The 24,129-nt window shown below is 62.2% G+C and carries 29 protein-coding genes and 3 pseudogenes; 14 read left to right on the top strand and 18 right to left on the bottom strand.

The genetic code is table 11. The features are described 5' to 3' along the window. Positions 1 to 144 precede the first annotated feature (144 nt). Positions 145 to 1,314: a zinc-dependent alcohol dehydrogenase gene (locus tag AC51GR_RS21210; RefSeq protein WP_496326630.1), complete on the bottom strand. Its 1,170-nt coding sequence runs from the start codon at positions 1,312 to 1,314 to the stop codon at positions 145 to 147. A gap of 13 nt (positions 1,315 to 1,327) precedes the next feature. Beyond that, positions 1,328 to 1,858 carry a hypothetical protein gene (locus tag AC51GR_RS21205; protein ID WP_496326629.1) on the bottom strand — a complete coding sequence of 177 codons (531 nt, stop codon included), beginning with the start codon at positions 1,856 to 1,858 and terminating at the stop codon, positions 1,328 to 1,330. A 134-nt stretch (positions 1,859 to 1,992) separates the two neighbouring features. On the opposite strand from AC51GR_RS21205, the gene AC51GR_RS21200 reads away from it, so the two are divergent. From AC51GR_RS21200 to AC51GR_RS21160, 9 genes and pseudogenes are all read left to right on the top strand, one after another. Continuing rightward, positions 1,993 to 3,057, top strand: coding sequence for an NAD-dependent epimerase/dehydratase family protein (locus tag AC51GR_RS21200; protein WP_496326628.1), 1,065 nt, complete (start codon positions 1,993 to 1,995; stop codon positions 3,055 to 3,057). Between the two features lie 176 nt (positions 3,058 to 3,233). Beyond that, positions 3,234 to 4,190 (top strand): esterase/lipase family protein, encoded by a 957-nt coding sequence (locus AC51GR_RS21195; RefSeq protein WP_496326627.1) that lies wholly within the window; start codon positions 3,234 to 3,236, stop codon positions 4,188 to 4,190. Positions 4,191 to 4,210: 20 nt separating this feature from the next. After that, positions 4,211 to 5,866: a catalase gene (locus tag AC51GR_RS21190; protein ID WP_496326626.1), complete on the top strand. Its 1,656-nt coding sequence runs from the start codon at positions 4,211 to 4,213 to the stop codon at positions 5,864 to 5,866. Between the two features lie 141 nt (positions 5,867 to 6,007). After that, positions 6,008 to 7,024 carry an AraC family transcriptional regulator gene (locus AC51GR_RS21185; protein ID WP_496326625.1) on the top strand — a complete coding sequence of 339 codons (1,017 nt, stop codon included), beginning with the start codon at positions 6,008 to 6,010 and terminating at the stop codon, positions 7,022 to 7,024. A 144-nt stretch (positions 7,025 to 7,168) separates the two neighbouring features. Next, a pseudogene (locus AC51GR_RS21180) lies at positions 7,169 to 7,388 on the top strand (NAD(P)-binding protein); the annotation flags it as partial. Between the two features lie 139 nt (positions 7,389 to 7,527). After that, positions 7,528 to 8,484, top strand: a complete 957-nt coding sequence (locus AC51GR_RS21175; RefSeq protein ID WP_496326624.1) for an alpha/beta fold hydrolase — start codon at positions 7,528 to 7,530, stop codon at positions 8,482 to 8,484. After that, positions 8,481 to 9,398, top strand: a complete 918-nt coding sequence (locus AC51GR_RS21170) for a metal-dependent hydrolase (RefSeq protein WP_496326623.1) — start codon at positions 8,481 to 8,483, stop codon at positions 9,396 to 9,398. Before AC51GR_RS21175 ends, AC51GR_RS21170 begins: the two co-directional genes overlap by 4 nt. Next, positions 9,395 to 10,513 carry a PDR/VanB family oxidoreductase gene (locus AC51GR_RS21165; RefSeq protein WP_496326622.1) on the top strand — a complete coding sequence of 373 codons (1,119 nt, stop codon included), beginning with the start codon at positions 9,395 to 9,397 and terminating at the stop codon, positions 10,511 to 10,513. The genes AC51GR_RS21170 and AC51GR_RS21165 overlap by 4 nt, the downstream gene beginning before the upstream one ends. A gap of 12 nt (positions 10,514 to 10,525) precedes the next feature. Beyond that, on the top strand, positions 10,526 to 11,671 hold the full coding sequence (locus AC51GR_RS21160; protein ID WP_496326621.1) for a zinc-binding dehydrogenase: 1,146 nt from the start codon (positions 10,526 to 10,528) through the stop codon (positions 11,669 to 11,671). 555 nt (positions 11,672 to 12,226) lie between these two features. On the opposite strand, the pseudogene AC51GR_RS21155 reads toward AC51GR_RS21160, so the two are convergent. Beyond that, positions 12,227 to 12,560, bottom strand: a pseudogene (locus tag AC51GR_RS21155) (oxidoreductase dimerization domain-containing protein); the annotation flags it as partial. Between the two features lie 19 nt (positions 12,561 to 12,579). Continuing rightward, entirely contained in the window at positions 12,580 to 12,972 is a 393-nt protein-coding gene (locus AC51GR_RS21150) for a winged helix-turn-helix transcriptional regulator (protein WP_496326620.1), read from the bottom strand. Between the two features lie 107 nt (positions 12,973 to 13,079). On the opposite strand from AC51GR_RS21150, the gene AC51GR_RS21145 reads away from it, so the two are divergent. Beyond that, positions 13,080 to 13,445 carry a DoxX family protein gene (locus tag AC51GR_RS21145; RefSeq protein WP_496326619.1) on the top strand — a complete coding sequence of 122 codons (366 nt, stop codon included), beginning with the start codon at positions 13,080 to 13,082 and terminating at the stop codon, positions 13,443 to 13,445. A gap of 476 nt (positions 13,446 to 13,921) precedes the next feature. On the opposite strand, the pseudogene AC51GR_RS21140 reads toward AC51GR_RS21145, so the two are convergent. Both AC51GR_RS21140 and AC51GR_RS21135 read right to left on the bottom strand, forming a co-directional pair. Beyond that, positions 13,922 to 14,673: pseudogene (locus AC51GR_RS21140) on the bottom strand (YoaK family protein). Between the two features lie 270 nt (positions 14,674 to 14,943). Beyond that, complete coding sequence (locus tag AC51GR_RS21135; protein WP_496326618.1) at positions 14,944 to 15,303, bottom strand: hypothetical protein; 360 nt, start codon at positions 15,301 to 15,303, stop codon at positions 14,944 to 14,946. A gap of 185 nt (positions 15,304 to 15,488) precedes the next feature. Between AC51GR_RS21135 and AC51GR_RS21130 the strand changes: the two genes are divergently transcribed. Next, a complete protein-coding gene (locus tag AC51GR_RS21130; protein WP_496326617.1) occupies positions 15,489 to 16,088 on the top strand; it encodes a site-specific integrase in 600 nt (199 codons plus the stop codon). 176 nt (positions 16,089 to 16,264) lie between these two features. On the opposite strand, the gene AC51GR_RS21125 is transcribed toward AC51GR_RS21130, so the two are convergent. Together AC51GR_RS21125 and AC51GR_RS21120 are read right to left on the bottom strand one after the other, a co-directional pair. After that, complete coding sequence (locus AC51GR_RS21125; protein WP_496326616.1) at positions 16,265 to 17,044, bottom strand: hypothetical protein; 780 nt, start codon at positions 17,042 to 17,044, stop codon at positions 16,265 to 16,267. A gap of 67 nt (positions 17,045 to 17,111) precedes the next feature. Next, positions 17,112 to 17,768, bottom strand: coding sequence for a hypothetical protein (locus AC51GR_RS21120; RefSeq protein WP_496326615.1), 657 nt, complete (start codon positions 17,766 to 17,768; stop codon positions 17,112 to 17,114). A gap of 375 nt (positions 17,769 to 18,143) precedes the next feature. Between AC51GR_RS21120 and AC51GR_RS21115 the strand changes: the two genes are divergently transcribed. Both AC51GR_RS21115 and AC51GR_RS21110 read left to right on the top strand, forming a co-directional pair. Beyond that, a complete protein-coding gene (locus AC51GR_RS21115; RefSeq protein ID WP_496326614.1) occupies positions 18,144 to 18,314 on the top strand; it encodes a hypothetical protein in 171 nt (56 codons plus the stop codon). Further along, positions 18,311 to 18,658 carry a hypothetical protein gene (locus tag AC51GR_RS21110; protein ID WP_496326613.1) on the top strand — a complete coding sequence of 116 codons (348 nt, stop codon included), beginning with the start codon at positions 18,311 to 18,313 and terminating at the stop codon, positions 18,656 to 18,658. The genes AC51GR_RS21115 and AC51GR_RS21110 overlap by 4 nt, the downstream gene beginning before the upstream one ends. Positions 18,659 to 19,009: 351 nt before the next feature. Here AC51GR_RS21110 and AC51GR_RS21105 read toward each other — a convergent pair whose 3' ends face one another. The 7 genes from AC51GR_RS21105 to AC51GR_RS21075 form a co-directional block, all read right to left on the bottom strand. Next, on the bottom strand, positions 19,010 to 19,423 hold the full coding sequence (locus tag AC51GR_RS21105; protein ID WP_496326612.1) for a hypothetical protein: 414 nt from the start codon (positions 19,421 to 19,423) through the stop codon (positions 19,010 to 19,012). A gap of 206 nt (positions 19,424 to 19,629) precedes the next feature. Then, positions 19,630 to 20,481: a phage major capsid protein gene (locus tag AC51GR_RS21100; RefSeq protein ID WP_496326611.1), complete on the bottom strand. Its 852-nt coding sequence runs from the start codon at positions 20,479 to 20,481 to the stop codon at positions 19,630 to 19,632. 173 nt (positions 20,482 to 20,654) lie between these two features. After that, complete coding sequence (locus AC51GR_RS21095) at positions 20,655 to 21,155, bottom strand: hypothetical protein (RefSeq protein ID WP_496326610.1); 501 nt, start codon at positions 21,153 to 21,155, stop codon at positions 20,655 to 20,657. Continuing rightward, positions 21,148 to 21,477, bottom strand: coding sequence for a hypothetical protein (locus AC51GR_RS21090; protein ID WP_496326609.1), 330 nt, complete (start codon positions 21,475 to 21,477; stop codon positions 21,148 to 21,150). The genes AC51GR_RS21095 and AC51GR_RS21090 overlap by 8 nt, the downstream gene beginning before the upstream one ends. Beyond that, on the bottom strand, positions 21,470 to 21,646 hold the full coding sequence (locus tag AC51GR_RS21085; protein ID WP_496326608.1) for a hypothetical protein: 177 nt from the start codon (positions 21,644 to 21,646) through the stop codon (positions 21,470 to 21,472). Before AC51GR_RS21085 ends, AC51GR_RS21090 begins: the two co-directional genes overlap by 8 nt. Next, positions 21,643 to 21,858 carry a hypothetical protein gene (locus tag AC51GR_RS21080; protein WP_496326607.1) on the bottom strand — a complete coding sequence of 72 codons (216 nt, stop codon included), beginning with the start codon at positions 21,856 to 21,858 and terminating at the stop codon, positions 21,643 to 21,645. Before AC51GR_RS21080 ends, AC51GR_RS21085 begins: the two co-directional genes overlap by 4 nt. Positions 21,859 to 21,907: 49 nt before the next feature. Then, complete coding sequence (locus AC51GR_RS21075) at positions 21,908 to 22,915, bottom strand: hypothetical protein (RefSeq protein WP_496326759.1); 1,008 nt, start codon at positions 22,913 to 22,915, stop codon at positions 21,908 to 21,910. Between AC51GR_RS21075 and AC51GR_RS21070 the strand changes: the two genes are divergently transcribed. After that, positions 22,838 to 23,029 (top strand): hypothetical protein, encoded by a 192-nt coding sequence (locus AC51GR_RS21070; protein WP_496326768.1) that lies wholly within the window; start codon positions 22,838 to 22,840, stop codon positions 23,027 to 23,029. The genes AC51GR_RS21075 and AC51GR_RS21070 overlap by 78 nt on opposite strands. 80 nt (positions 23,030 to 23,109) lie before the next feature. Here AC51GR_RS21070 and AC51GR_RS21065 read toward each other — a convergent pair whose 3' ends face one another. The 3 genes from AC51GR_RS21065 to AC51GR_RS21055 all read right to left on the bottom strand — a co-directional run bounded on the left by AC51GR_RS21065 (position 23,110) and on the right by AC51GR_RS21055 (position 24,058). After that, complete coding sequence (locus AC51GR_RS21065; RefSeq protein WP_496326606.1) at positions 23,110 to 23,415, bottom strand: hypothetical protein; 306 nt, start codon at positions 23,413 to 23,415, stop codon at positions 23,110 to 23,112. Positions 23,416 to 23,613: 198 nt separating this feature from the next. Beyond that, positions 23,614 to 23,802, bottom strand: a complete 189-nt coding sequence (locus AC51GR_RS21060; RefSeq protein WP_496326605.1) for a helix-turn-helix domain-containing protein — start codon at positions 23,800 to 23,802, stop codon at positions 23,614 to 23,616. A gap of 67 nt (positions 23,803 to 23,869) precedes the next feature. Continuing rightward, a complete protein-coding gene (locus tag AC51GR_RS21055) occupies positions 23,870 to 24,058 on the bottom strand; it encodes a helix-turn-helix transcriptional regulator (RefSeq protein WP_496326758.1) in 189 nt (62 codons plus the stop codon). Positions 24,059 to 24,129 lie beyond the last annotated feature (71 nt).

Genomic DNA, 24,129 nt, shown 5'->3' with positions numbered 1-24,129 from the left:
CCGACCGCACCGGTCTGTGCCTGTCCTACAGGCTTTGACCTCCACACCACCAGGAACTCATCGAGTGCACCCTCCGGCAACGCAAAGACCCCTTTCGGCAACCTCGGAAGCGGGTCTTCGACTGCGATTTGCTGTGGCGCCGACTCAAGGACGGAAGACAGCCCGCACACACCCGTCAGATTTGTTCTTGAACAGCTCGTATCCGTGGGCCGCGTCGATCAGCGGCATTTCGTGGGTGATCAGGTGGCTGGTGTCCAGGCGGCCGGACTCGAGCAGTGACAACAGAGCCGGTGCATAGCGTTGTCCGGGCTGCTGCGCCGTGCGCAAGGTCAAGCCTTTGTTCATGAGTGCACCGGTGGGGAATTTGTCGGTGACGCCGTACACCCCGAGCATCGCGACCGTCCCGCCTTTGCCGCACGCCACGATCGCCTCCCGCAGCGCCGCCGCACGATCGGTTTCCAGGCGAAGGGCTTGTTTGGCCTTGTCGTACAGGTGTTTGACTCCGTCGGTAACACCTTCCATACCCACCGCCTCGATGACGGCGTCCGGGCCTCTTCCCCCCGTCATCTCACGCACCGCGTCGACCACGCTGTCCGTCGACGAGAAGTCCACGGTTTCGGCACCGACCACCTGTTCGGCCAGTTGCAGTCTTTCCGGGATCTGGTCGATCACGATCACCCGCTCGGCACCGAGCAGGCGCGCACTGGCGGCCGCCATCAGGCCGACGCCGCCGGCACCCCACACCGCCACGGTTTCGCCGCCGGACAGGTCACAGAAGTCGGCTCCCATATACCCGGTGGGCAGAGCGTCGGAGACGAACAACGACTGCTCGTCGGTGACACCGTCGGGTATCGCGAAGCAATTGGTATCTGCGAAGGGCACCCGGATGTACTGCGCGTGTGACCCCTGATATCCACCGAAAGGGTGTGTGTAGCCGTAGATTCCGCCCGTCGGGTAACCCAGGAGCGGTCGCTGCAGTTCGGCGTTCGGATTCGTGGTGTCGCAGAGTGAGTACAGGTCGTCTTCGCAGTACCGACACGCGCCACAGCCGATGAAGGAAGGAACCACCACCCGGGTGCCCACCTGCGTCCGCGACACCTCGGGACCGGTCTCGACGACACGGCCCATGAACTCGTGGCCGATGACGTCGCCTTCGCGCATCCCGGGAAGGTAACCGGACAGAAAGTGGAGATCCGACCCGCAGGTCGTGCTCAAACCCACCTCGATGATCGCATCATGGGGATTGACGATGGTGGGATCGGCAACGGTTTCGACGCTCAACTCGTTGACGCCCATCCAACATAGTGCCTTCATTTTGCAGGTCCTTTCAGGAGGCGCCGGGACGGGCGGATGGAAGCGGCGTCAAAGTGGGGATTTCGCCGGTCTGAACCAGCGCCCGCGCGCGATATAGGACCTTGAAAGCCGCTGTGCGAGAAACGAACCCCGGTACCGGCAGCGTCAACTGCAACGAGACGACAGTGCCGAGATCGCCGGGTGCGGCAACCGTGCGGATCTGTGCCAGAGGCGACGCATCGGGATCGTCGGTTCGCTCGAACACGATCTCGTGTTCTGTCTCGGTGACGGTGGTGTTCACCTCTGTCGACTCCCCGGCGACGTCGAAGGTCCAGATGACCACGTCGTCCGACGCCTTGACCGATGCCACATCACCGACAATTCGGGAGAGCTTGTCGGGGTCCTGCCACACCGCCCTCACCAGCGCCTCGGGAGCGGCAATGGTGAGGCTGACCGGCGTCGACAGGCTGTCAGGATCCTGGCCGACACCTGCTTTCGCGGCGACCCGGCTTGCGGTTGCCACCGCCTGTTGCGCGATTCTCCTGGCTGGTCCGCTTGCGTCCATGGTCGACGACTACCCGACTGCGCCGGCTGACAAACGACATTCTCCCAGTTGTTCCGGGAACTCTCCAAGCCGTTACGGCTGAAGCGCCCTCGAGTGCCGGTGTCAAGACAGACACACGTGGGTACCCGGTCGCCATGAACAAAGACGGGTTGACTGTGGTCGTCACGGGCGCGACGGGCAACGTCGGAACCAGCGTCATCGCAGCACTGAGCAGGCGCCCCGAGGTCGGGGTCATTCGCGGGGTGGCGCGCCGACGAACCACCCTGGACCATCCGAAAACCGAGTTCATCGTCGCAGACACCGCCGTCGACGACATGCGAGGAATAGTCCGGGGCGCCGACGTCGTCGTCCACCTGTCTTGGATTTTTCAACCAACCCACAATCCGGCGGTGACCTGGCAGAACAATGTCGGCGGGGCGATGCGGGTGTTCGAAGCGGCCGCGCAGGAGAATGTCTCTGCAGTGGTCTATTCATCGTCGGTCGGCGCGTATTCACCGGGTCCGAAAGACACCACGGTCGACGAGAGTTGGCCCACCCATGGTTGGCCCGGAGCCGCCTATCCCCGGGAAAAGGCCTACCTCGAGCGATGGCTCGACGATTTCGAGCACCGGACCCCGCAGCTGCGCCTCGTCCGGATGCGACCGGGCTTCATCTTCAAACGCGAGTCCTCGACGTCGCAACGACGCCTGTTCCTCGGACCCTTCGTGCCCCGCCGGTTGCTCCGAGGCTCGTTGATACCCGTCGTGCCTCAGACACCCGGACTGGCGTTTCAAGTACTCCATAGCTTTGATGTCGCAGAGGCCTTCGCCGAAGCCGTCATCCGACCGGTCAGTGGTGCATTCAACGTATGCACCGACGAGGTCGTCGATGGAAGTTTTCTGGGCGACATGCTCGGCGCCCGGGTGGTTCCCGTCCCTGCCGGTGTGCTTCGTGCCGGCATCTGGGCCGGATGGCATGCCCATCTTGTGCCCGCCTCGCCCGGCCTGTTCGACACCGTCTTGCGCATACCACTGATGGACACCGGCCGGGCTCGCCGCGAACTCGACTGGAAACCACGATTCACCGCGCGGGACGCACTGGAGGAGGTGTTGACCGGTATGCGCACAGGTGCCGGGCTGGACACCGAACCATTGGCCCCCGACAGCGCCCGTCGTCGCCTCAGCGAAATCGCTCAGGGTGTCGGACGGCGCGATCGGTGAAAGTCACGCCCCGAACCCGGTATGGAAGCGGGTTTGAGCAACGAAGCGAACCGGTATCCATACTTTGAGCAACTAACCGAATCGGTATCCATACGGAGCCACCGTCCCCTCTGGCGCAGATTGCAGTTACCTGCCGGTCGACTGCACTCGTCGGATTCACACGTCAAGGAATCGCCGTGATCAAGCAACTACGCACTCGGTATGTTCTGGCAATTGCAGTCGCAGCAGCCTTCGCACTGGGCGCTGCAAGTCCTGCGCATGCCGATACCCCCTTACCGCTACCGGTCCCCGACACAGCGCTCAGCGGACTGGCGAACGCGATCGCCGCTCCGGATACGGACCCACCCGGATCCAACGATTGGAACTGCACACCGAGCGCCCGGCATCCGAATCCGGTCATCCTCACCCACGGCACCTTGGAGAACATGACCATCTACTGGGCAGCGTTGGCACCACTGCTCAAGAACAATGGATACTGCGTCTTTGCCCTCAACTACGGCCAACAACCCAACAAGGCAACGCCTCTCACCTTGGGCATCCCCGGTTCGGCGGTCGCCGGGGGAACCGCCCCGATCGAGCAATCGGCACACCAGCTCGCCGCGTTCGTCGATCGCGTCAAAGCCTCCACGGGGGCCGCGAAAGTCGACATCGTCGGGCACTCCCAGGGCGGATCGATGCCCCGCTACTACCTCAAATACCTCGACGGCGCCCGATCGGTCGACAAACTCATCGGACTGTCCCCCACCAACCACGGCACGCTGTGGACCGGAGGACTCATCCCGCACGGTCAACCGTTGACGGAAGCACTGGCCTCACTGAGCCAGGCATCCCGCCAGCAGACACTCGGCTCGGAGTTCCTCGCCGAACTCAACGAGGGAGGCGACACGGTCGACGGTGTCACCTACACGGTGATCACCACCCGCTACGACGAGGTCGTCACGCCTTATACGTCGTCATTCCTGAACGGGCCGGGCGCCACGAACATCACCCTCCAGGACACGTGCCCGCAGAACTACGCAGACCACTTCTCGCTGGCCTACGACGACCTCGCACAGAGCTACGTCCTCAACGCACTTGACCCCTCGTATCCCATTGCCCCCTGCAGCTTCTCCCCGCCACTGCTCGGAAACTGACCAACACCAAGGAGACCATGATGACCGATGTAGCTTCCCAAGGATCCGGAGCCGCCGACGACCGCGACATCCTCACCGATCGCCAGGGCCATCCCATCTACGACAACCAGAACCAGCGAACCGTCGGCGAGCGCGGACCGGCCACACTCGAGAACTACCACTTTTTGGAGAAGGTCAGTCACTTCGACCGCGAGCGCATCCCGGAGCGCGTGGTGCATGCCCGCGGCGCGGTGGCGTATGGATATTTCGAGGCGACCGGTAAGTGGGGCGATGAACCGATCGAGCGGTACACCCGGGCCAAGCTGTTCAACGAACCGGGCAAACGCACCGATCTGGCCATTCGCCTCTCCAGTGTCATCGGTGGCCGCGACTCCTCGGAAACCGCCCGCGACCCACGTGGTTTCGCGGTGAAGTTCTACACCGAGGACGGCAACTGGGATCTCGTCGGGAACAACCTCGGCGTCTTCTTCATCCGCGACGCCGTCAAGTTCCCCGACGTCATCCACGCTCTCAAACCGGATCCGGTCACCTTCCGGCAGGAGCCGGCCCGGATCTTCGACTTCATGTCACAGACGCCTGAGGCGACGCACATGCTTGTCAATTTGTTCTCGCCGCGGGGCATTCCGGCCAACTACCGCACGATGCAGGGCTTCGGGGTCAACACCTACAAGTGGGTGAATGCCGAGGGCGAGACGGTCCTGGTGAAGTACCACTGGATGCCGAAGATCGGGGTCAAGAGCCTGACCGAAGCGGACGCAGCCGTCATCCAGTCCCAGGACCTCGGCCACGCGACCAAGGATCTCTACGACTCCATCGAGGCCGGCGACTACCCGGAGTGGGAACTGCTGGTGCAGATGATGAGCGATGACGAGCATCCTGAGCTCAACTTCGATCCGCTCGACGACACAAAGCTGTGGCCCGAGAACGAATTCCCGCCGAAGCTGGTCGGACGCATGGTGCTCGACCGCAACATCAGCAACCACTTCAACGAGAACGAGCAGATTGCGTTCGGCACGGGTGTCCTCGTCAACGGCCTGGACTTCTCCGATGACAAGATGCTCGTCGGCCGCACGTTCTCGTACTCCGACACCCAGCGTTACCGCGTCGGGCCGAACTACCTTCAGTTGCCGGTCAACAGGCCCAAGAACGCCAAGGTCGCCACCAATCAACAGGGCGGCCAGATGCAGTACGGTCTCGACAACAGCGGAGCAAACCCGCACGTCAACTACGAGCCTTCCATCACCGGCGGGCTACGCGAAGCCGAGTACCCGACCCATGACGAGCAGGGCCCGGTGATCGAAGGTCGGTTGACCCGAAAGCGGATCAACCGCACCAACGACTACGAGCAGGCCGGCCAGCGGTATCAGTTGCTCGAACAGTGGGAGAAGGACGACCTGGTCAACAACCTCGTCACCAACATCTCCGAAGCCGTCCGTGCAGTCCAGGAACGCATGGTGTGGCACTTCTTCATGGCCGACGACGAACTCGGCAACCGGGTCGGCGAAGGTCTGGGTATCTCTGCCGACGATGTACGTCACCTCGAACCCCTTGCATCTCAGACGTTGTCCGAGGACGAAGAGAAGCGCCGCACGAACCTCGGCAAGAACGGCCCGCGGAACGTCGAAGGCCTGACGATGACGCACTGTGTACCCAACGAACACGTCTCGTTGACGTAATCGGATCGGCTGGTGGGGCACCCTGATGGGAAACCGTCCAGACGGGTCGGCATTCAAGTCGCTACAGGTCGCTCCACCATCTCTGTCCGGCGCCGGATGCCAAACTTGTCTTTGCACGACAACGCCAGCACACTGTGATCCATGGCCGTCCTGACGCGGGGCTCGCTGATCTCTCGAGCAGACGAGCTCATCACCGAACTCGGCGGTGATGCCCACGCTCTGCTGCGGGCCCACGGCATCGACCCGCTTACCACAGGCGACTTCGACCGGTATGTCCGCTACGAAGACGCGGCCGCCGTACTTGGGCACGCAGCTCGCGAATTCGACTGTCCCGACTTCGGATTGCGACTCGGTGGAATGCAGAGCATCGCATCGCTGGGACCGCTGAGCGTCATCCTGCGCAATGCCGCGACAGTGGGCGAATCGATCACGAACTTCTGCCGCTTCCTCGGAAACCTTGCCCCTGCCGACACCGCGCGGCTGACCACGTCGCCGGGATCGGCGGTCTACTCGTACTCGACGATCCTCCACAACGACTTCGACCGGCGCCAGATGGTGGAGAAGAACCAGGCGCTGGCCATGAACGCCATCAACGTCATGATCGGCGACAGAGTCGGGCCGATAAAGGTCACGTTCCAGCACGAGCGGCTCGCACCACTGGAGTCCTACTTCGACGTGTTCGCTTGTCCAGCCGAGTTCGGGCAGAGCCAGAACACCATTCAGCTGTCGCCGGCACATCTCGCCCGCCCCATCGAGGATCGCGACGAAGCCGCACTCACACTTGCGCAGGAGTACCTGTCCCGGGTCCATTCCGGCGTGGCGCTGGCCGAGCACGTCCGCGACGTCACGCGGCGCTTGCTCCTGGTTGGCGAGGCGGGTCTGAGCCAGGCGGCCCGAGCGGTGTCGCTGCACGAGCGCACGCTGCAACGCGAACTTGCGGCCGAAGGCACCACCTTCGAGAAAATTCTCGACGATGTTCGCCGGGCGACAGCCTGGGAGCTCGCCGCCACCGGCTTGCAGGCCTCGCAGATCGCCTCGGCCCTGGGTTATGCCGAGCAGAGCAGCTTCACCCGTGCCTGCCGCCGCTGGTATGGCGAATCGCCGCGCGCGCTGCTGCAACAGCGCCGCGGTAGCCGACCGGAGGATCCGATCTTCTAGCGGCGATCTACGCCGGCGCCTCCACCCCCACACGCCACTGTCGCCAAATGACAACTCTATGTCGCCTGAGGGCAAGTTTTTTGCGACCCCCGCTTGCGACGCTTGTAGGCAACGTCACACAAACGCTCAACTACGGGAGTTGACATGCCTTCAGCCTCGGCGCCTGATTCAGGCGGCGCATTCGATCACGTCGATGTCCTCGTTGTCGGCGCCGGCCTGGCGGGGATCGCGATGGGATACCACCTCAAGCGTTCACAGCCCGGCCGAACCTTCGCTGTCGTCGATGCGCGAATCGATTGGCGGCACGTGGGATCTGTTCCGCTACCCAGGGATTCGCTCCGACTCGGACCTTCGGGCCCATGGCAGGCTCCGCAGGACTTCAACCGCGACCGGATCGTCGCCGGCAAGGACCCGATCGCCGACCCCGAACTTCGCTTCATGTCGGCCACCTCACCTGCCGACATCTCGGACGACACCACCCGACAAGTCAAGGAGACCGTCCAGTGACGAATACACCGACCACACATGGGAACCCGATACTCACCGCCAACAATGCCGCCCGGCCAGGTGATCCGACGCGATTCGCCGACGCCACCGACGGCGTCAAACTCGCGGTCTACGAGTACGGCGACAGCACGCGGCCCAGCGTCCTACTCGTTCATGGATTTCCCGACGACCACACGGTCTGGGATCCGGCAATCGCCCTCCTTTCCAACGACTTCCACGTGGTCACGTATGACGTGCGTGGCACGGGCGCCTCAGGTCAGCCAATTAAACGAACCGGGTACGCGATGTCCCAGTTGCGCGACGACCTGGCTGCCATCATCTCCCTGACCAGCCCGGACGCACCTGTCCATCTGATCGCCCACGATTGGGGATCGATCCAGAGCTGGGCCGCTGCAACCGATCCAGAGTTTGCCGACAAGGTCGCCTCGTTCACGTCCATTTCGGGACCGAGCCTCGACATGGCCGGCGCCTGGTTGCGCCGCGGGTACCGCCATCCACGCGAGTTGGTTCGTCAACTCGCCGATTCCTGGTACATCTTCGCATTTCAATTGCCATTCCTCCCAGAGACGTTGGTGCGGCTCGGTGTCGTCGAGAAATTGGTCTCCCGATCCGAGAGCATCGGTGTGCCCGTCGATCGGCGAACTCCGGCCGGACGTCGATCGCGGCGCGATGCCATCAACGGAATCCAGTTGTACCGCGAGAACTTTCGTTGCCTTCTCTCGCCGCGACCCGCCCGCGCGGTGTGCCCGGTACAGGTCCTTGCTCCGACGGACGACGCGCACGTCACTGTCCCACTCGGACTCGAGGCACCGAAACCCTTCGTCGACGACCTGCGTACGCGCGAGATCCCCGGCAATCACTGGGTGGTGGAGCAGAATCCCACGCTGATCATCAGCCTCGTCACCGAATTCATCAGCACCGCAGTGCAGCAGAAGAACGGAGATCCGAGATGACCATGACACCTCAGCGCCAGAGCGACCCCGGCAAGGTCGCACTTCACGCCCGCAACGTGCAATTCGACTGGACGGGTTTGCCGTTCGAGTGGATTCCGGGTGAGCCCTTCTCCTCGCATTACATCAATGTCCTCAACCTCTTGCTCCCCGAGGGTGAGCGGTGGTTCGTGAAGGTGTTCAGTGAAGTTCTGCCGATGATCCAGGACGACCAGCTGCATGAAGACGTCGTCGGGTTCATCGGTCAAGAAGGTGTCCACGCAGCCTCCCATCAAGGGGTGCAGGACTACTACACCGCCAACGGCCTCGATGTCAGGCCTTACGTCGCGGAGATCGAGGCCATGTTCCGCAAGGTGCTCGGTGACCGTGACCTCGCGGGGCCGGCCAGAGAAGAATGGCTGATCGAGCGTGCCGCGATGGTGGCCGGGGTGGAGCATCTGACTGCGGTGCTGGGCAATTGGAGCCTCAACTCCCCCAAGCTCGATGCACTCGACGCGAACGCGACGATGCTGGACCTGCTCCGGTGGCATGGAGCCGAGGAAGTCGAACATCGCAATGTGGCGTACGACGTCTACCAGCACATCGACGGCAGATACTGGCGCCGAATCCGCACCTATGCGGTAGGAGGCATGCTGCTGTTCTCTCTGTGGTGGCGCGGCGTGAAGTTCATGATGGCCAACGACCCCACCATCAAAGCCGATGTAAAGCGCCCCCGCGCCAAAATCGTCAAGCTCATCTGGGCCGAGGCCCGTCACGTCGTACCCGGACTGGGCACCTTCGCGAAGGCCTCGTGGAAGTATTTCCTGCCGACCTACCATCCGTCCCATGAGGGCTCGACATCGCAAGCCGTCGCCTACCTGGCGAAGTCGCCGGCAGCCATGCGGGCGGATGCTCTTGCCACCTCTCAGACATCATGAGAAGCACTGCACACCGGGTGGATCGGGGTCGCGCGAGTAGTCGCACCGTTCGCTACAGACCGGGGACCGATATCCCGGATGCATTCGTCTTCCGGTTCTTCGAGACGGTGACCGGAAGATGGTGGACCCGGGCGGCAGCACGTTCGGCCGGTGGCCGTCCGCCAGTGGACGCCGTCGACCGCGACCTATGTGTTCGGGTCACGCGTGTCAGCGACGAGGCCGATGATGTTCGGGCCTTGTGGTTCACCCGCACCGACGGTCAGCCGTTGCCGGAGTGGGACCCGGGCGCCCACGTCGACATCGTGCTGCCCAGCGGCCGCGTCCGCCAGTACAGCCTCAACAGCGACCCCGACGATCGACGCACCTATCGCATCGCGGTCCGCCGCATCGACGAAACCCGCGGTGGCGGCGGAGGTTCGGCAGAGGTCCACACCCTTGAGGTCGGCCAGGAACTGACGTTGAAGGGACCGCGCAACGCATTCCCCTTCATCAGTTCCCCGCGCGGGTACGTATTCGTCGCCGGCGGCATCGGGATCACACCCATCCTGCCGATGCTGCGCGATGTGGCTCGCCGCGGCGATCCGTACGTCCTCATCTACACCGGCCGCGATCGCGCATCGATGCCCTTCCTCGACGAGATCGCTCAGATCGTGGGAGACCATGACGTCCATATCTGGCCGGACGACGAGTGCGGCATACCCGAAGCCACCAAGATCATCGACCTCGCACCAGCCGGCGCCGCGCTCTACACATGCGGTCCGACACCGATGATCGACGCGATCCGCGCGCAGATCCCGGACCCGCAGATCGACACCCTGCACTACGAACGGTTCAGCCCACCACCAGTTCTCGGCGGCGAGGCGTTCACCATCCGGCTCGCGAACACCGGTGTAGAGGTACAGGTCAAATCCGACGAATCCGCTCTGACGGCGATTCGGCGGACCAAGCCAGGGCAGCCCTACTCCTGCCAACAAGGCTTCTGCGGAACGTGCAAGGTCCGATTGCTGGACGGCCACGTCGAGCACCGCGACCACGTTCTGACCGACGACGAACGCGACGACCACATGATCCTGTGCGTATCTCGCGCTCAGGGTTCGATTTCCATCGATGCATAGGAGAAGGACGCGATGAAGGCAGTTGTCTGCACGCAGGGCGAGCTCACGGTTCGGGACGTGGACAGACCCAAACCAGGTGCGGGCCAAATCCTGATCAAAGTACTGCGGACCGGGATCTGCGGATCGGATCTGCACGCCACCAAGGACGCCTCCGAGCTGAACGAGTTGATGCTCGAGTCGGGCTACACAACTGCGATCCTTCCGGACCAGGAGGTGATTCTCGGTCACGAGATCCTCGGAGAGGTGGTGTCCTACGGCCCGAAGACCCGGGGCCGATGGTCTGCGGGTACGCCGGTGACGGCGCTGCCCATCCTCCACACCGAGGTGGGAATGCACCTGACCGGCTTCGATATTCATGCGCCGGGTGGTTACGCCGAATACACCCTGGTCGAGGAAGCGCTGACATTTCCTGTCCCCGAGGGGGTCTCCCCCGACAAGGCAGCGTTCACCGAACCGCTCACCGTCGCACGTCATGCAGTACGTCGATCGGGAATCAGCAAGAGGCGCCCCGCCGTCGTGATCGGCTGCGGTCCCATCGGCCTGGCTGTGATCTTGATGCTCAAGGCCGCGGGCGTCACGAAGGTCATCGCCTCCGATCCCTCATCCGGCCGACGGAAGCTCGCCACGCAGTGCGGTGCCGATGTGGTCGTCGACCCCACGGTCCGATCGCCCTGGGACACCCTCACCATCAAGGATCCGGTCAACTCGACGCCGGAGCTCCTTGCGTTCGCACTCAAGATGACCAAGGCCGTGCGCCGGATCCCATTTGCCTCGGTGGAGAAGATCTTCTTCGGAGCCGACCGACTAGGCCAATCCCCCAGCGGTCCGGTGATCTTTGAATGCGCCGGCGTCCCCGGCATCATCGACCACATAGTCGCCCATGCGCCGCTTCGGTCGCTGGTGACGGTGGTCGGAATGTGCACCGAGGTCGATGAGTTCCGACCTGCCGTTGCACTCAGCAAGGAGATCGACCTGCGCTTCGTGTTCGGTTACGACCCGGCCGAATTCAGCCAGACGCTGGGCATGATCGCTTCCGGCAAGGTCGACCCATCGCCGCTGCACACGGCGACGGTCGGCCTCGACGGCGTCGCACAGGCATTCAACGACCTCGGCGATCCCGAGCGCCACGCGAAAATCCTCATCGATCCATCCCGGTGAGAGGAAGCGTGCAGCGGCGGTTCGGCTCAGATCTCGATACGGTTGCCGGTGCATAGCGTCCAATCTCCCGTCGGGCACGCAAACGCTCCATCTATGCAAAGACGCTCCACATGTACGTGGAGCGTCTTCGTATAGATGGAGCGTTTGTGAACTCTGTGGAGCTAAGGGGAATCGAACCCCTGACCTTCTCGATGCGAACGCGATCAACTGGGCGTTTGCCGGAGTTGGTTGGCGCGGAGGAGTGGAATCGTCGCAGTTGGGGGCGGTTTCGGTGTTAGCGGTCTACGACAAGCCTCGGAGCTTCTGCGGACAAACTGCGGACAAACTCTTAGCTTCGTGCCACGACCACAATCCATCATCTACACTCACACTTCCCCAACGCCACCTTCGCCACCTTCGCCACGGGATGGACGCACAGGACTTCGCGATCAGACCTTCCGAGACGGACAATCACCCAGCATTGCGAGTCAATTCGTGACTAGAGCGACCGTACCAACTCGCCGCAGCAGCGGCGGGTCGGAACCGGTACGGTCGTTCCAATCTGCGATGTTGACGGTGCGCGTGTAGCGGCTTACCCGGCATTGCCAGGAATGCTTCTCCGAGCGCTTCGTTTTGGGTCGGGTGGCGTGGACGTCCGGGGCCACGTCGTCGGCTTCGGCTTCCCAGTTGTAGAGCAGCTGCGCCTCGCCGATGAGCTCACCGCCCCGCGATCCGACGATGTGAATCCCGACGACCGGCCCCTGCTCACCCTCCGCAATGGCCTTGAAGACTTGATCACGCCGGATGTCCGCAGCAGCACCTGAGACTTACCGTTGCCGGCAAGGTCGTAGGCCACGGTTTTCACGTCGCCGAACTTCTCGCGCGCAGCGGTCTCGGTCAGACCGATCGAAAACTCGACGGCAGTTTCGTCAGCCGCCGCGCGAGTCGTAGGCATCTCGATGCGCGGCGACGTCGTCATTGTTCTCGATGGCCCAGTTCGCCAATGCCACCGCATGGGGAATCAATGTGGTTGCGAGCGGGCTTGGTTCGTATTCCACGCGGGGCGGGACCTCCGCATGGGCGGTCCGGATGATCAATCCGTCCCGTTCGAGTTTGCGCAAGGTGACGGACAACATGCGCTGTGAGATTCCCGGAATCGTGTTGAGCAATTCGGTGAATCGCAGTCGGCGATCGTGCAGCGTTGCCAGGATCAGCAGCGCCCACTTGTCGCCGAGTCGGTCGACCAGGGACCGAACCGCCTGACCATGGTCACCGCGGATCAGACACACGTTCGGACCCTGGTCGACATCTTTCTCAGGCATTGGACGGTCCTATCGACGGTTACGCACACGGATGTTCCTTTTGTACGCCCTTCGAAACTGATCAACAATCTGGGTACTTACTACGACCGACCGGGAGTGTCCCAAAAATGACTGTGACGTATTGGATTGTGGCGGCCCTACTGGCGTTGTTCTATCTGTATTCCGGCGCGATCAAGGTGGTGCAGTCACCAGAGCAACTGCGTCCGATGATGGCCTGGGTCGACACGGTGCCTCTGAGCCTCGTTCGGACGATCGGGGTACTCGAAGTCCTCGGGGCGGTCGGCCTGATCTTGCCCCCGCTCGTCGGAATGGCAGAGTTCCTCGCAGTCGCCGCGGCGATCGGACTCGTCCTGATCCAAATCAGCGGGATCACACTACATCTGATCCGCCGGGAGTTCCGCGAGATCGGCCTCAACATCGTCCTGTTGGTGTCGGCCATTGTTGCGGCCTGGCTGGCCACCGCCTGGGTTTGACGCGGTAACTGGTCGCGCGCGAAGGGAAAGACCGCCACCGCAGGTGATTCGGCGGTGTCGGCCTGGCGGCGTTCTAGACGACTCTCACACTTATCGTTCGCCGCAGCCCTCTCACGCATCGAGCAGGAACCCGCCGAGCAAAACCAATAGTGGTTGCGTCGCAGAACAATATGGACAGGGACGCAGTCGCTGCTAGGGACAAGGCTGAAGTCTGCGGCACATGTGCCGAGGACGATTTGAACAGGCTCGGACGAGCTCGACCCGACCACTCAGACGGAACCAGCATCAGACCAGTTGCGCCGGTGCTGCTATATAGACTCCGGCGGGGGCTGCGAAGACCGGTCCAGGTCGTCGGCCTCGACTTCGGCATATCGCCGCGCACGCAAGGCGGGCACCGGCAACGACTGCGCGCGAGTTGTGCCGTAAAGCAACTCCTTTCGGAGAAGTAGGGCCGGCCGAATCACACACCGTCACGCTCACCTGGCGTCGCTATACGCACCGCACGGCACATGAACGGACAAGTACCTCATGAAGCGTCCCACGGAATGCCTTTGGCAGAGCGCATCAAGTCTCTTGAGTACATCGGGTTGTTGACTCTCGATGAGAGAGTGGCGGTGCCCTACCACCGTGACAAGCACCGACAGCAAGGCAGCCAGCGCAAGAGCGAGACCAATCGAACTGACTGCCAGAAGCAGTGCACCAATCACAGCTCCCACGAAGATAGCCGCGGTAGCCCCGATTCGGCGGTTCCACAGCGCGGTTCGTCCCCCACCGGTCCAGGTCTCCGCTGCCAGCGAAGTCAGTGTCGAGGTCACCACCACAGTAGTCATGTCGGCAATCGCCACTTCCGCGCCACACAGGCCTGCACACCCATTGCCCCGGCTGTTGCCGCGGCGATACAGACCTGGGCCGACATGTTCTGCTCTACATCGACGAAGACCGCGGCAACGCATGCACCAACTAGGATCGCCGAACCAGTTCCCAGACAACAGGTCACAGCCGCAGTCCAACCCTTGGGTTGCCGGCGCAAGACCGTACCCGCGGCAAACGCACCGATCACGAAAGTACCGAGCGCGACGATCGGCCCCCAGACCGAGAGTTCATCGGAGCCCGCGACACCCATACCAAGGATGACAATATTGCCGGTCATGTTCCCCACAAAGACACGGTCGAGCCCGAGATAGCCGCCGGCGTCGACCGCGCCTGTAACAAAAGTCAGCACGCTCATCAACATCAGCCCGCGGAACTCTGTCCGATCCCCGATGGGAACAAGCCGAATGGGTACCCATCAAATCCTCCATAGATGTGGTTGGTAGCGGGTCCGAACAACGTGGACGCGTCAGACGTTACTGAATCCCATTCGCGCGCTGTGATCCTCGAATGAGGTGTCAAACGCGATCGAGGGTGATTCGGACGGCCGAGGTCGCGATGATGCCCTGCCGACGCCAGTGTTCTTTGCGTATCGCGACGCTGGTGCCGGCTTGGGTTTCGTAAGAGATCAATGCCGCGATCGAATCGATGACCGATTGTGCGCGCTCGACCTCCCCGGTCCGGAAGTACCGGACAGCTGAACGATCTGGCCCGGACGTGAAATACAGGCGGCAGCCGTTTCTGCATCGGCAAGTAGGTCGTCGACCAAACCGATGCCACCATTGCCCGCCATGATCATCGTCCGAAGCGCCTGTCGGATACGTCGGATTATCCAAAAGGTAGGTGGACATTCACATTTCACCGCGAAAGGGATCGATGCAAGCCCCTCCAGCGCGGCGATCAGTTCGTCGACGTCGATGCGTACGCCAGTTGCGGTCAGCAGGTCCTGCACGAGCACGGGAAGCCCACTCAACTGGTGCGTCTTCACAATCGACCGCCCGACAACGACCGAGAACGCCCACGGCGTCCTCCGCATGGTCTTGGCTTCGGCAGTCGAAGCACGCCGCCTGCCGGGCAACCCCTGCAAAGGCGTCAAACTCCCGTCACAAGCATTCAGACCGGAGCTACCTCAGCCACGAACAGGTACGACAACTCGCAGACGCCATCGAGTGGATGCCGATCGTGGTCCTGTTCCTCTCGTACACCGGACTTCGGTGGGGCGAGATGGCCGCGCTACGCCCACGCGACTTCGACATTATCCGTCGACGCGTCGGCATCAACCGCGCGGTGACCGAGGCCAACGGCTTGGTGTGGGGCGACCCGAAGGATCACGAGCGCCGCTCGGTGCCCTTCCCCGCAGCCCTCATCGACGACCTTGAGACGCTCATGGAGCACAAGGGCCGGGACGACCTCGTGTTCACCAACAGCCGCGGCGGACTGCTTCGTGTGTCCAACTATCGCCCCCGCCACTTTGCTGTCGCCGTCACCGCGTGCCAGAAGGACGATCCGACATTTCCGACGATCACGCCACACGACCTCAGACACACCGCTGCAAGTCTGGCGGTGTCCGCCGGCGCCAATGTTCTCGGCGTCCAGCGCATGCTCGGGCACGCGAAAGCCTCCATGACTTTGGACGTCTACAGCGACCTGTTCGACTCAGGTCTCGACGCTGTGGCAGGGGCTCTGGACGTCGCAAGCCAGCGTTCCGCCTTTCCCGCAAACGAGCCACCTATACGAAGACGAGCCACAAATATGTGGCTCGTCTTCGTATAGGTGGCTCGTTTGTGATTTTTGTGGAGCTAAGGGGAATCGAACCCCTGACCTTCTCGATGCGAACGGGGAGGTAAGCCCGTGACCTGCGCGTTTATCATTGTTTGAACTGTTGATCGATGTCGAGTGCGCAAGGTCAGGGCGTTTGTCGCGCTGCTTACGGCCGGGTGTTTGCGAACCTACTGCGGAACCACTGCGGAACCGCCCCGACGACGTGCAGAGACCCCGAATCGTTGATCCGATGGCGCGATCAAGTCGTCTGCGAGGCCATACACGTCCACCTGCTTCAACCACTCGAACCCTGCCGCATCCGTGGCTCGGATGACTGCCGCACGGCCTTCCTTTGCCTTCCGAAACTCGACCTCGTCGCGCATGTTCTTAATCTGGTCGTCAATTGGTGCATCTGGATCCAGGTCCGGCGGGCGGTCAATGAAGCTACCCGCGAGAGGCATCTCTATTGATTCCCCTGGCCGCAACACATGTTGTCCGCCGATTGGCACCGGTAGTGTCTCGATCTGCCCAAACCTCAATGGCGTGGCGTCGGACGGATGCAGCAGGGGCCGGATTGTGACCTTGAAGAATGGCAACTCGCTGTGGTTGACCACACGAACAGTCGCCAGCTCTACGAACGACTCACCCATCCCAGACCAGTCTTTCGGTATGCGAATCTCGCCCGGCTCGGCGGCGAGCAACCGAATCTGAGCCATGCGTTGGCGTTCATCGTCGTCGCGTTGCCTGCGGTCATCCTCACGCCGTTCCCGCGTGCTACCGATCGCAACCCAGAGCGCAACCGAGACGGCACCTGCCGTCAGGATTGACCCGACCCAGGCGGGCACATTCCCCCAGTCGATTCGCTCATCCCAGGCGGGCCACTTGATCCATGCGCATACTGCAGCTGTGATGCCCGAGATCGCGAACAGCGAGGCGATGGCGGGCCACAGCCCACGGACGTAGTTCATGGCAGAAATGTAGCGGCCGCCCCTTGCATCCTCTGCGCCTCCTCCTGCGGACCGCGACTGGTGCGCATCACTGCGGTATCCCGTTGTGATTGTCGCCAGTCGATGCGAGCACAACGTTCACGACGATTCGTTCAGCTGATGTAGGTTCTTGGGCGATCTCCGCAGCCTCGGCAATACTCGGATCAGCAGCAAGCTCGGCAGCTAGCCGCGTGGTTAGAGGGGTCAGCCGAGACTCAAAAAGTGCGTTCCGAAGACGTTCGACATGTTTTTGGAATGCGACGGCGAAGTCTGAGTTGTTAGCGGGTCCGGTGGAACTACCGACGATATATCGAATGGATCGAACGTGTTCGGGCGAAGACTCGTAGTAGGCAGCTGCCACAAAGCTAGTCTCGAACTCATCATCGCGACGGTGGGCTACGTGCCCGTGGCGCCAATCCATAACACGTTCGTGGACGTCGATTCCGGCGCCACCTTCAACCTCCACGATGAACTCGGTGAACGACACCTTTCGGTACCACAGACTCATCGGCACCCGCCCGTATGCGATCACGGCGGACTCCCACAGCGACCGCCGAAGAAACACCGACGACGGTTGGTCCGGCAGTTGCTGACGCTCGCGCAACGCCATGTCGGCATGCAACAGATCAGCCCAAACCGAACCCCAATCGCGAATCTCTCGTGCCGTGTCGCCGGTGAGTGTTGCCCATAACTCCTGTTGCGTCATAGTCGTAAGTATCGGGCGAACACAGCCGCATCAGGGTCCAACATCGCCCGTTTCGTCGGATTTTTCGCCAAAAATTCGGCTGGTTTGACCCCCGCGGCGAGTCCCTGACCTGCGCACACGACAGTGTCATGGGAGAAGTTCAGGTGCCTCGCACTGTCAGCACCAGTGCGTTGCGGGCGGGCGCCCGCGCACGCGAGGGGGTCCTCCCCCAGGGGTGTCGCGTGTCGCGTACTCCGAAAGATGTTGCTGCAGAATGATTCTCGGAGCCAGATCGTTTGACGGCGCGCCTCACTAGGTCTAGGTTTGAGGCAGACAGTCAGACTCCAGCCGTTTCCGAATTCCTCTCCCCCGCAGCGCTAATCAGGAGGCACCGCTATGCACACACATCCACCGGTCACGGCCACAGTCGAGGAGATCCCGTGCGGTGCGCCGGTCGCAGTTATCGAACGGGGTGGCGTCGTGCTCGTCGACCTCGAACGGGCCGATGCGGAGCGTCTGCACGCCGAGCTGGCTATGGCCATCGCTGCGATGGCGGCGACCCGATGACAATCGCATACGTGGTCTTCGGCGGGCTATTCGTCCTCGCCCTGATCGGTGGCATGTTGGGCGGCGACCGGCCTGCGTCCTCAGCGGTGCGCCCGGGCCGGGGCGTCACGCCGGCACAGCGCCGGGAGGACTACGAGATGAAGATGCTGGAGCGCCTCTATGCGTCGCGGTATGAAGAAGCTGAGGAACGGCTTCGTGCGGCCCGGGACGCGTGTGCCGAGGCACTTAACGACCCGGATCCTCGGGATCGACTGTATGCCCGGCGCAATGAGATGGCGGCCGCGCTGCAGGACTTCCAGTACGTGAAGGCCGCTCAGGCGAACCTGGCTGCGATCTCACGGTGACCTGAGACTTAGAACCAGCACCAACAAAGCCACCCCGGCCATCGGTTCGGGGTGGCTTTCGTGGGCCGGGCTCACGGCCAGTACGGTCGGCGGTTCGCTCGACCGATCCGGTGTCGGACTTCCTCATGGTCGAGACCCTGATCGTCAGCATATTTTCTGACGTAGACCCACCAGGTTCGTCGGGCGCGGAGCATGATGTCGAATGCTTCGGCCGGGTCTGTTGGTTCGTGACCGCGATGGGCGGCGTAGTCGTCGGGTGCGAACACTGCGACGTTTGGGCCGTGGCACAGCGGTTCGGGCAAGCGTGATCCGACGGCGGTCTCGACCGGGGTTTGTTGCCGTTGGCGAACCCTAGCCATTGCCTACGAGGCGCAACATCACGTCGCCTTTCGGGTCACCGGCTGGCGAGTAGGTCCCTCGGCTTCCTGTTCGCTTCTGAGCCTGTTTACCGGCGGTCCTGGTGCCGTCTGCCGCTTCAGCGATCTCGGGCAGTCGCAGCGAGCCGACCAGCTTGGCGATGAGGCCGCCGACCTGGCGAAGCTCGACCACATAGGGATGGTTCACCAGCTCACCGAAGCGGTTCGTGACTGCCAGCGGTTCGCTGTGCATAGCGAGCGTGAGCGCGTCTTCGCGGGTGATCGCCCTTGCCAGGGACACGATTACAATCTCTTCGCCGTGGCTAAGGGCGTAGTCGACTTCGACGGCCTTCACGTACTCTCGGGCGCGCTTGGACCACGTGGATCGTTCTTGGCGTGCAATGCTCATTTCGCTTCTCTCGCAATATTTTCGATGCTTGAACCAACTCGACCCTCTACCGGGAAAGCGGTCGGTAGAGGGTCGCGTCAGTGAAAGGGAACGCGGGTCATCACGCCGCGCCTCGCAGCGCTGACTAGGCGCTGTGAAGATGTGTCCCGGCCGGGCATCGTCACTTGGATCGCCTGAGTTGGTCGGCGATGCTCGGCCGGAAGTGTTTACGCTGCTGCGTCGTAGGTAGCGACGGCGATTGCCTTTGGGTCGACCCATCCAATGCCGACTCGCAGGGTGGCCTTCACGGCGACGCGGTCGGAGCTGAAGTACACGCTAGCGTCGGTTGAAAGAGTGGCTTCCTGGCGGACAGCGAGCACAATGCGCGAGGCATCCACGACGTAGAGGGTGTCAGCCTTCACCGCCGGGTCTGCAACGACCGGCAGGCCTTGGATGGTTGCCGCCACGGGCTGACTGGCGTCGGGGCCGTAGAGCTGCTGCGCCGACCCGGTCGAGACCTTGGTCTTGGCAGCAGTCGCGGCCAACTCAGGACTCACCACGACGTGGGTCGCGGTGTTGCCGTTGGCCTTCAGTGCCGCGATGCCGTCGACGACGATGTCGGCGTCGGTCAATGCGGTATCGCCCAGGTCGATGGTTCCGGTGACCGACTGAATGCCATTAGGCCCCTCGGCGACGGTGTTGCCGAACGCGGCCAAGTCGAGCTTGTTAGCGAGCTGGCGCACGAGCGAGTTGCCGACCAGGGCCAACACACCGCCGCCCTCGGTGTGGGCGTCCGCGATCAACTCGGCAGTCACCGGAACAATCGCGGCGAGCTTCTTGAAGACCACCGGAACCTCGGTGATTGCAAGATTGTCGACGTTGATCTCGTTACCTTCGGCGACCCATCCGGCGTTGGTGCCGTCGGTCACCTTGGGAATGCGCAGAGAGCTACCCTTGACCGGTACGAAGGTCGAGACCTGTCCGAACGCGGCCTCGGTGATGAGCGGCTCGACAATGAGGGAGCTAACTTCGGCGGACGACACTGCGCCGGTGCCGCCGATGGTCTTGGAAATGGTCATGAGTGGTTGAATCCTTCGAGAAGCGAAGTGGATTCACGTTCGGCGTTCGGCCGGTAGTGGTGCCGCGAACCTGCGGCGATTCCTAGCAATCCGGCGAATCGAACGGACTCAAACCTTGATGCTCATTCCATTATCTGTCGGTCTTTTCTACTAATCCAGGCCATTCGGAGTGCTTACCCAGAGATGCCGAAAACCGTCGATGCGAAGGACGGCGGCCGCTTGCCGCCGGGCGTTGCGCCGCGTTGGAATTGGCCAGCGTTGGCATAGGTTCCGGGAACCGGCTTCTTCAGCTCTGCCCTGGCCAGACCTGGTCGTTGTTCGAGGAGTTCGGCCTGTGCGCGGGCGACGGCTTCTGGGTCGACGTGGCCGGTCGCGTCGTCGGTCACCTCGGCCAGGTCGAGATTGCCGTACTCGAACAAGTCGGATGGGTCCGCGAGGTCTGTTGCCAGTCGAGTGACCTCGGCGCGCTGCACGGCGGCGAGCTTGACGGCCAAGGCATCCCGATCGCTCTCGGCCACCTGAGCGCGCTTGCGGTACTTACGCGATTCGATGGGGTCGGTGTCGTCGTCCTGGTCGTCGGTCTCGATGTCAGGGGTGCCGGGGTTCGGGTCGAGCGTCGTCGCGTCGTCTGCATCGATCTGGGCGGCGGGGTCGGTGGTCGTGGTGTCAGTCATGTGTGGCGTTGTCCTCTGTGGTGAGTCGGGTGTCGATGAGTGGTTGCCGGCCGGCGGCGTACGTGTAGCCGGCGAGGGGGCCGTACCAGTGGATCGCTGTGGTTACAGTGCGGTTGTCGTCGTCAACCAACAGACCGACGTGGCGAAGTAGCGCGACTTCGAGGTCGGTAGATGTTCGCCGCACCACGTGGTTGCTGCGGTCAGCTTCGAGGCGCGAATCGTAGCGGTCCTGGTGAATGCCCAGATCGCGGAATGCGATCGGCCCGCGCAGGTCACCGGTCGGAAGACGTTCGCCGATCGTGGAAAAGTCGTATTCACTCATCGGCGGCCACGAGTTCGTTGATCCGGTTGTTCAAGCAGATCAGTTGTCTTTGCTGAGTTTCGTACGCTGCGACCACGCCTGCGACTAGGTCGGTCAAATTGTCGACCTGCAATGCAAGGTTCTGGACTGCGACGGCGTGTAGGCGGTCGAACGATGTTGGTTCTTTCATCGTGAGCCGCCGCCTGTCTTGACGTCAGCTTCGGCGAGCAGTGCCAGGGTGGCAATGTGATTGACCACGAGCTGCTCGACCTGCTTGTGTAGCGAGTGGATCTGCACGCCTTGATCTTGGATCTGTCCGGCAAGTGCGTCGAGGGTGGCGAGCGCTTGCCGGTGTTCTCGGCGGTTGGCGTTCCTGTCACGGTATCGGTGGGTTGACTTCATCCTGTGTCTTGGATCCTGTTCGTAGAAGGTGTGTTTGGCGCGTGAGATTTCAGAATCCGGGTCCGTCGTCGTACTCGGGAGACTCCCAGGCGTACCCGGTGCCTGCGTTGGCGAGCAGTCTCCGCAAATCTTCCGAGCCGTCAGATCGGCGGTTCGCGGTTTCGGGGACCACAGTGTGGGTCTGGGCAGGCCGTGGCGCACTGGGGACTACTTGGTGTTCTCTGGTGCGATACTCGGCCGCGAGGTACCAGTCATCCGACAGATCCAGGCACGCGGCGATGCTGTCGACATGCTCGCTCGCTTCGAATACGTGATCGACGCGTTCACCAGCGGTCATTCCAGCGATGGCGTGCAGGATATTCGTAAACGTCCCGTCCCACCCCTTGCGCACGATGCATTCATGGCGTGCCCAGCGTTTAAATCGGTCGGCGATGGCACCGGCGTGGAGTCCGTATCCCGTGGCGGTCTTGACGTGAATTCCGTTTACGTGCCACCCGGCGGGGATCGTCGTTCCGACCTCGGCCACGTCTCCACCGGCCATCGGAGTGTGTTCGTGCGCGGGGTGCGCGGTAGCGGACCCAGTCTCTAGATCTCTAACCTGATCTTCTTTAACCTGATCTAGAACCTGATAGGGGTCCATCAGTGGACCTCGGTTGTCGCCCAATTGAACCCCGGTTCGATCCGAGTTGGACCCCGGTTTGGGTGTGCGGAGGGTCTCGGGAAACCCTCGCGCATGAGGGCTCACTGAGGACTCAGTGAGTGATTCGGCGGTCAGCTCACTGCAAGTGCAGCGCTGTTTGTGGGACCTCTTCCACGCGTCTCGGTTTCGGAGGAATGATGCGTAGCAAGGGGTCACCGGTACGTCGGCGAGCTGGTAGGTGTTCGCATCGCCTCCCGACCCGCCGCCACCGGCTCGCGTGAGTTCAATGCAGCCCTTAGCCTCCAGAGACTTGAGGTGCCGCTTGACTGAGGAGCGGCTGTGGCCGGTCGCCGTTATCAGATGGTCGACGCCGGGATGTGCGTTGCCGCCTCCACCGCCACTGAAGGTGGCGAGTATGGCGAGGACGCGAAACTCACCGTCGGTAATGTCCGCGCCTCGGGTCGCCGTAAGCCACGTCAATTTCTGGAACTTTTTCTGTCCGGTGGAGCGGTCTTGCTCAATGTCATCTGATATGATTGTCGTATCCTTTTAGAAAAGAAATGCGTCGACTTCGCCGGTCGGCGCATTTCGCGTTGATAGGGTCGAGTCACTCACGTCATGTATGTGCCCGGTGCCCACTCGCGAACAGGGATCTCGCGCAGATTGTCTGCAATGTAATGGAACTCTTCGGCCAGCCACGGGTAATTGCAGTTCTCATCATCGCGGGTGGTATCGAGTTCGGCCGCTCGGAGCATCACGCCGAAAGCGTCGATACCAGATGACTGGCAGACGTCACCGCCATCGATGGTCCGCCGTGAGTGTTTACGCACCGTGAAATCCGAGTTAATGCGGACATCTTTGCCGCAAGCATTGCAATGCAACTTGCCCATTGCCGAATTGACTTCAGAGATTGACACGGCGGATAGCCTTTCGGGGTTATTGATTGATTGCCTGGCGATCACGCTGTGCGAGCCACCACCGAACAGCCTCGGAGCTATTCAGTAGCACGAGCGAACCGGTTAGCTTGGCGTCGAGGTCACCGGCACGGATGGCCGTTTGCACCTCGGCGGCGTCGACGCGCAACGACCGGCAGAAGTCGGTCAGTAGGATCGGTCTCATACCCGCCGCGTTTCGACATACGTCGCAAGGTCGGTTCGTGATATTCGTCGGTGGCCGCCGGGTCCGGCCGGCCGCATGACGGTGATTTGTGGATTTTGGGTGAGAATCCGGTTGAGCACCGGCCGCGAGACTCCTAGATAGTCTTGCGCATCGGCAGGCCGTAGCCATTCAGAGAGTTGCAACATAAGCCCTTCGAGTGAATTGGTCTAACTCAATTCTTCTCGAACATTGATAGAATGCAAGGGCTCTCGGTTACACGCGAATTCCGCCGCGAGCGGTGGCTACCTCTTGCGCAGCAATCCATTCCTCGATTGCCGACCGGCGGTAGACAATATTCCGACCCAGCCGAAAGCACTTCGGGCCTTCATTCCGGTGCCTCCAGAAACGCAGCGTTCCCTGTGCGATTCCGTATGCCTGCGAAACTTGCGGCGTGGTCAACATTTCGTTTATGGGCATGGTTAATAGACCCTTCCGTGGGCGTTTGTTCGGACCTGGTGCTGTTTAAACAATAA

The sequence above is a fragment of the Williamsia sp. z71 genome, assembly GCF_059553375.1.
The sequence above is the reverse complement of the archived record's forward strand: the minus strand, read 5'-3'. Positions and strand labels throughout refer to the sequence as shown.

Excerpts from the sequence above, each read along its gene's own strand:
- AC51GR_RS21210 (WP_496326630.1), bottom strand. The coding sequence starts at position 1,314 with ATGAAGGCACTATGTTGGATGGGCGTCAACGAGTTGAGCGTCGAAACC.
- AC51GR_RS21205 (WP_496326629.1), bottom strand. The coding sequence starts at position 1,858 with ATGGACGCAAGCGGACCAGCCAGGAGAATCGCGCAACAGGCGGTGGCA.
- AC51GR_RS21200 (WP_496326628.1), top strand. The coding sequence starts at position 1,993 with ATGAACAAAGACGGGTTGACTGTGGTCGTCACGGGCGCGACGGGCAAC.
- AC51GR_RS21190 (WP_496326626.1), top strand. The coding sequence starts at position 4,211 with ATGACCGATGTAGCTTCCCAAGGATCCGGAGCCGCCGACGACCGCGAC.
- AC51GR_RS21185 (WP_496326625.1), top strand. The coding sequence starts at position 6,008 with ATGGCCGTCCTGACGCGGGGCTCGCTGATCTCTCGAGCAGACGAGCTC.
- AC51GR_RS21170 (WP_496326623.1), top strand. The coding sequence starts at position 8,481 with ATGACCATGACACCTCAGCGCCAGAGCGACCCCGGCAAGGTCGCACTT.
- AC51GR_RS21165 (WP_496326622.1), top strand. The coding sequence starts at position 9,395 with ATGAGAAGCACTGCACACCGGGTGGATCGGGGTCGCGCGAGTAGTCGC.
- AC51GR_RS21160 (WP_496326621.1), top strand. The coding sequence starts at position 10,526 with ATGAAGGCAGTTGTCTGCACGCAGGGCGAGCTCACGGTTCGGGACGTG.
- AC51GR_RS21150 (WP_496326620.1), bottom strand. The coding sequence starts at position 12,972 with ATGCCTGAGAAAGATGTCGACCAGGGTCCGAACGTGTGTCTGATCCGC.
- AC51GR_RS21145 (WP_496326619.1), top strand. The coding sequence starts at position 13,080 with ATGACTGTGACGTATTGGATTGTGGCGGCCCTACTGGCGTTGTTCTAT.
- AC51GR_RS21130 (WP_496326617.1), top strand. The coding sequence starts at position 15,489 with ATGCCGATCGTGGTCCTGTTCCTCTCGTACACCGGACTTCGGTGGGGC.
- AC51GR_RS21125 (WP_496326616.1), bottom strand. The coding sequence starts at position 17,044 with ATGAACTACGTCCGTGGGCTGTGGCCCGCCATCGCCTCGCTGTTCGCG.
- AC51GR_RS21120 (WP_496326615.1), bottom strand. The coding sequence starts at position 17,768 with ATGACGCAACAGGAGTTATGGGCAACACTCACCGGCGACACGGCACGA.
- AC51GR_RS21115 (WP_496326614.1), top strand. The coding sequence starts at position 18,144 with ATGCACACACATCCACCGGTCACGGCCACAGTCGAGGAGATCCCGTGC.
- AC51GR_RS21110 (WP_496326613.1), top strand. The coding sequence starts at position 18,311 with ATGACAATCGCATACGTGGTCTTCGGCGGGCTATTCGTCCTCGCCCTG.
- AC51GR_RS21105 (WP_496326612.1), bottom strand. The coding sequence starts at position 19,423 with ATGAGCATTGCACGCCAAGAACGATCCACGTGGTCCAAGCGCGCCCGA.
- AC51GR_RS21100 (WP_496326611.1), bottom strand. The coding sequence starts at position 20,481 with ATGACCATTTCCAAGACCATCGGCGGCACCGGCGCAGTGTCGTCCGCC.
- AC51GR_RS21095 (WP_496326610.1), bottom strand. The coding sequence starts at position 21,155 with ATGACTGACACCACGACCACCGACCCCGCCGCCCAGATCGATGCAGAC.
- AC51GR_RS21090 (WP_496326609.1), bottom strand. The coding sequence starts at position 21,477 with ATGAGTGAATACGACTTTTCCACGATCGGCGAACGTCTTCCGACCGGT.
- AC51GR_RS21085 (WP_496326608.1), bottom strand. The coding sequence starts at position 21,646 with ATGAAAGAACCAACATCGTTCGACCGCCTACACGCCGTCGCAGTCCAG.
- AC51GR_RS21080 (WP_496326607.1), bottom strand. The coding sequence starts at position 21,858 with ATGAAGTCAACCCACCGATACCGTGACAGGAACGCCAACCGCCGAGAA.
- AC51GR_RS21060 (WP_496326605.1), bottom strand. The coding sequence starts at position 23,802 with ATGTTGCAACTCTCTGAATGGCTACGGCCTGCCGATGCGCAAGACTAT.
- AC51GR_RS21055 (WP_496326758.1), bottom strand. The coding sequence starts at position 24,058 with ATGTTGACCACGCCGCAAGTTTCGCAGGCATACGGAATCGCACAGGGA.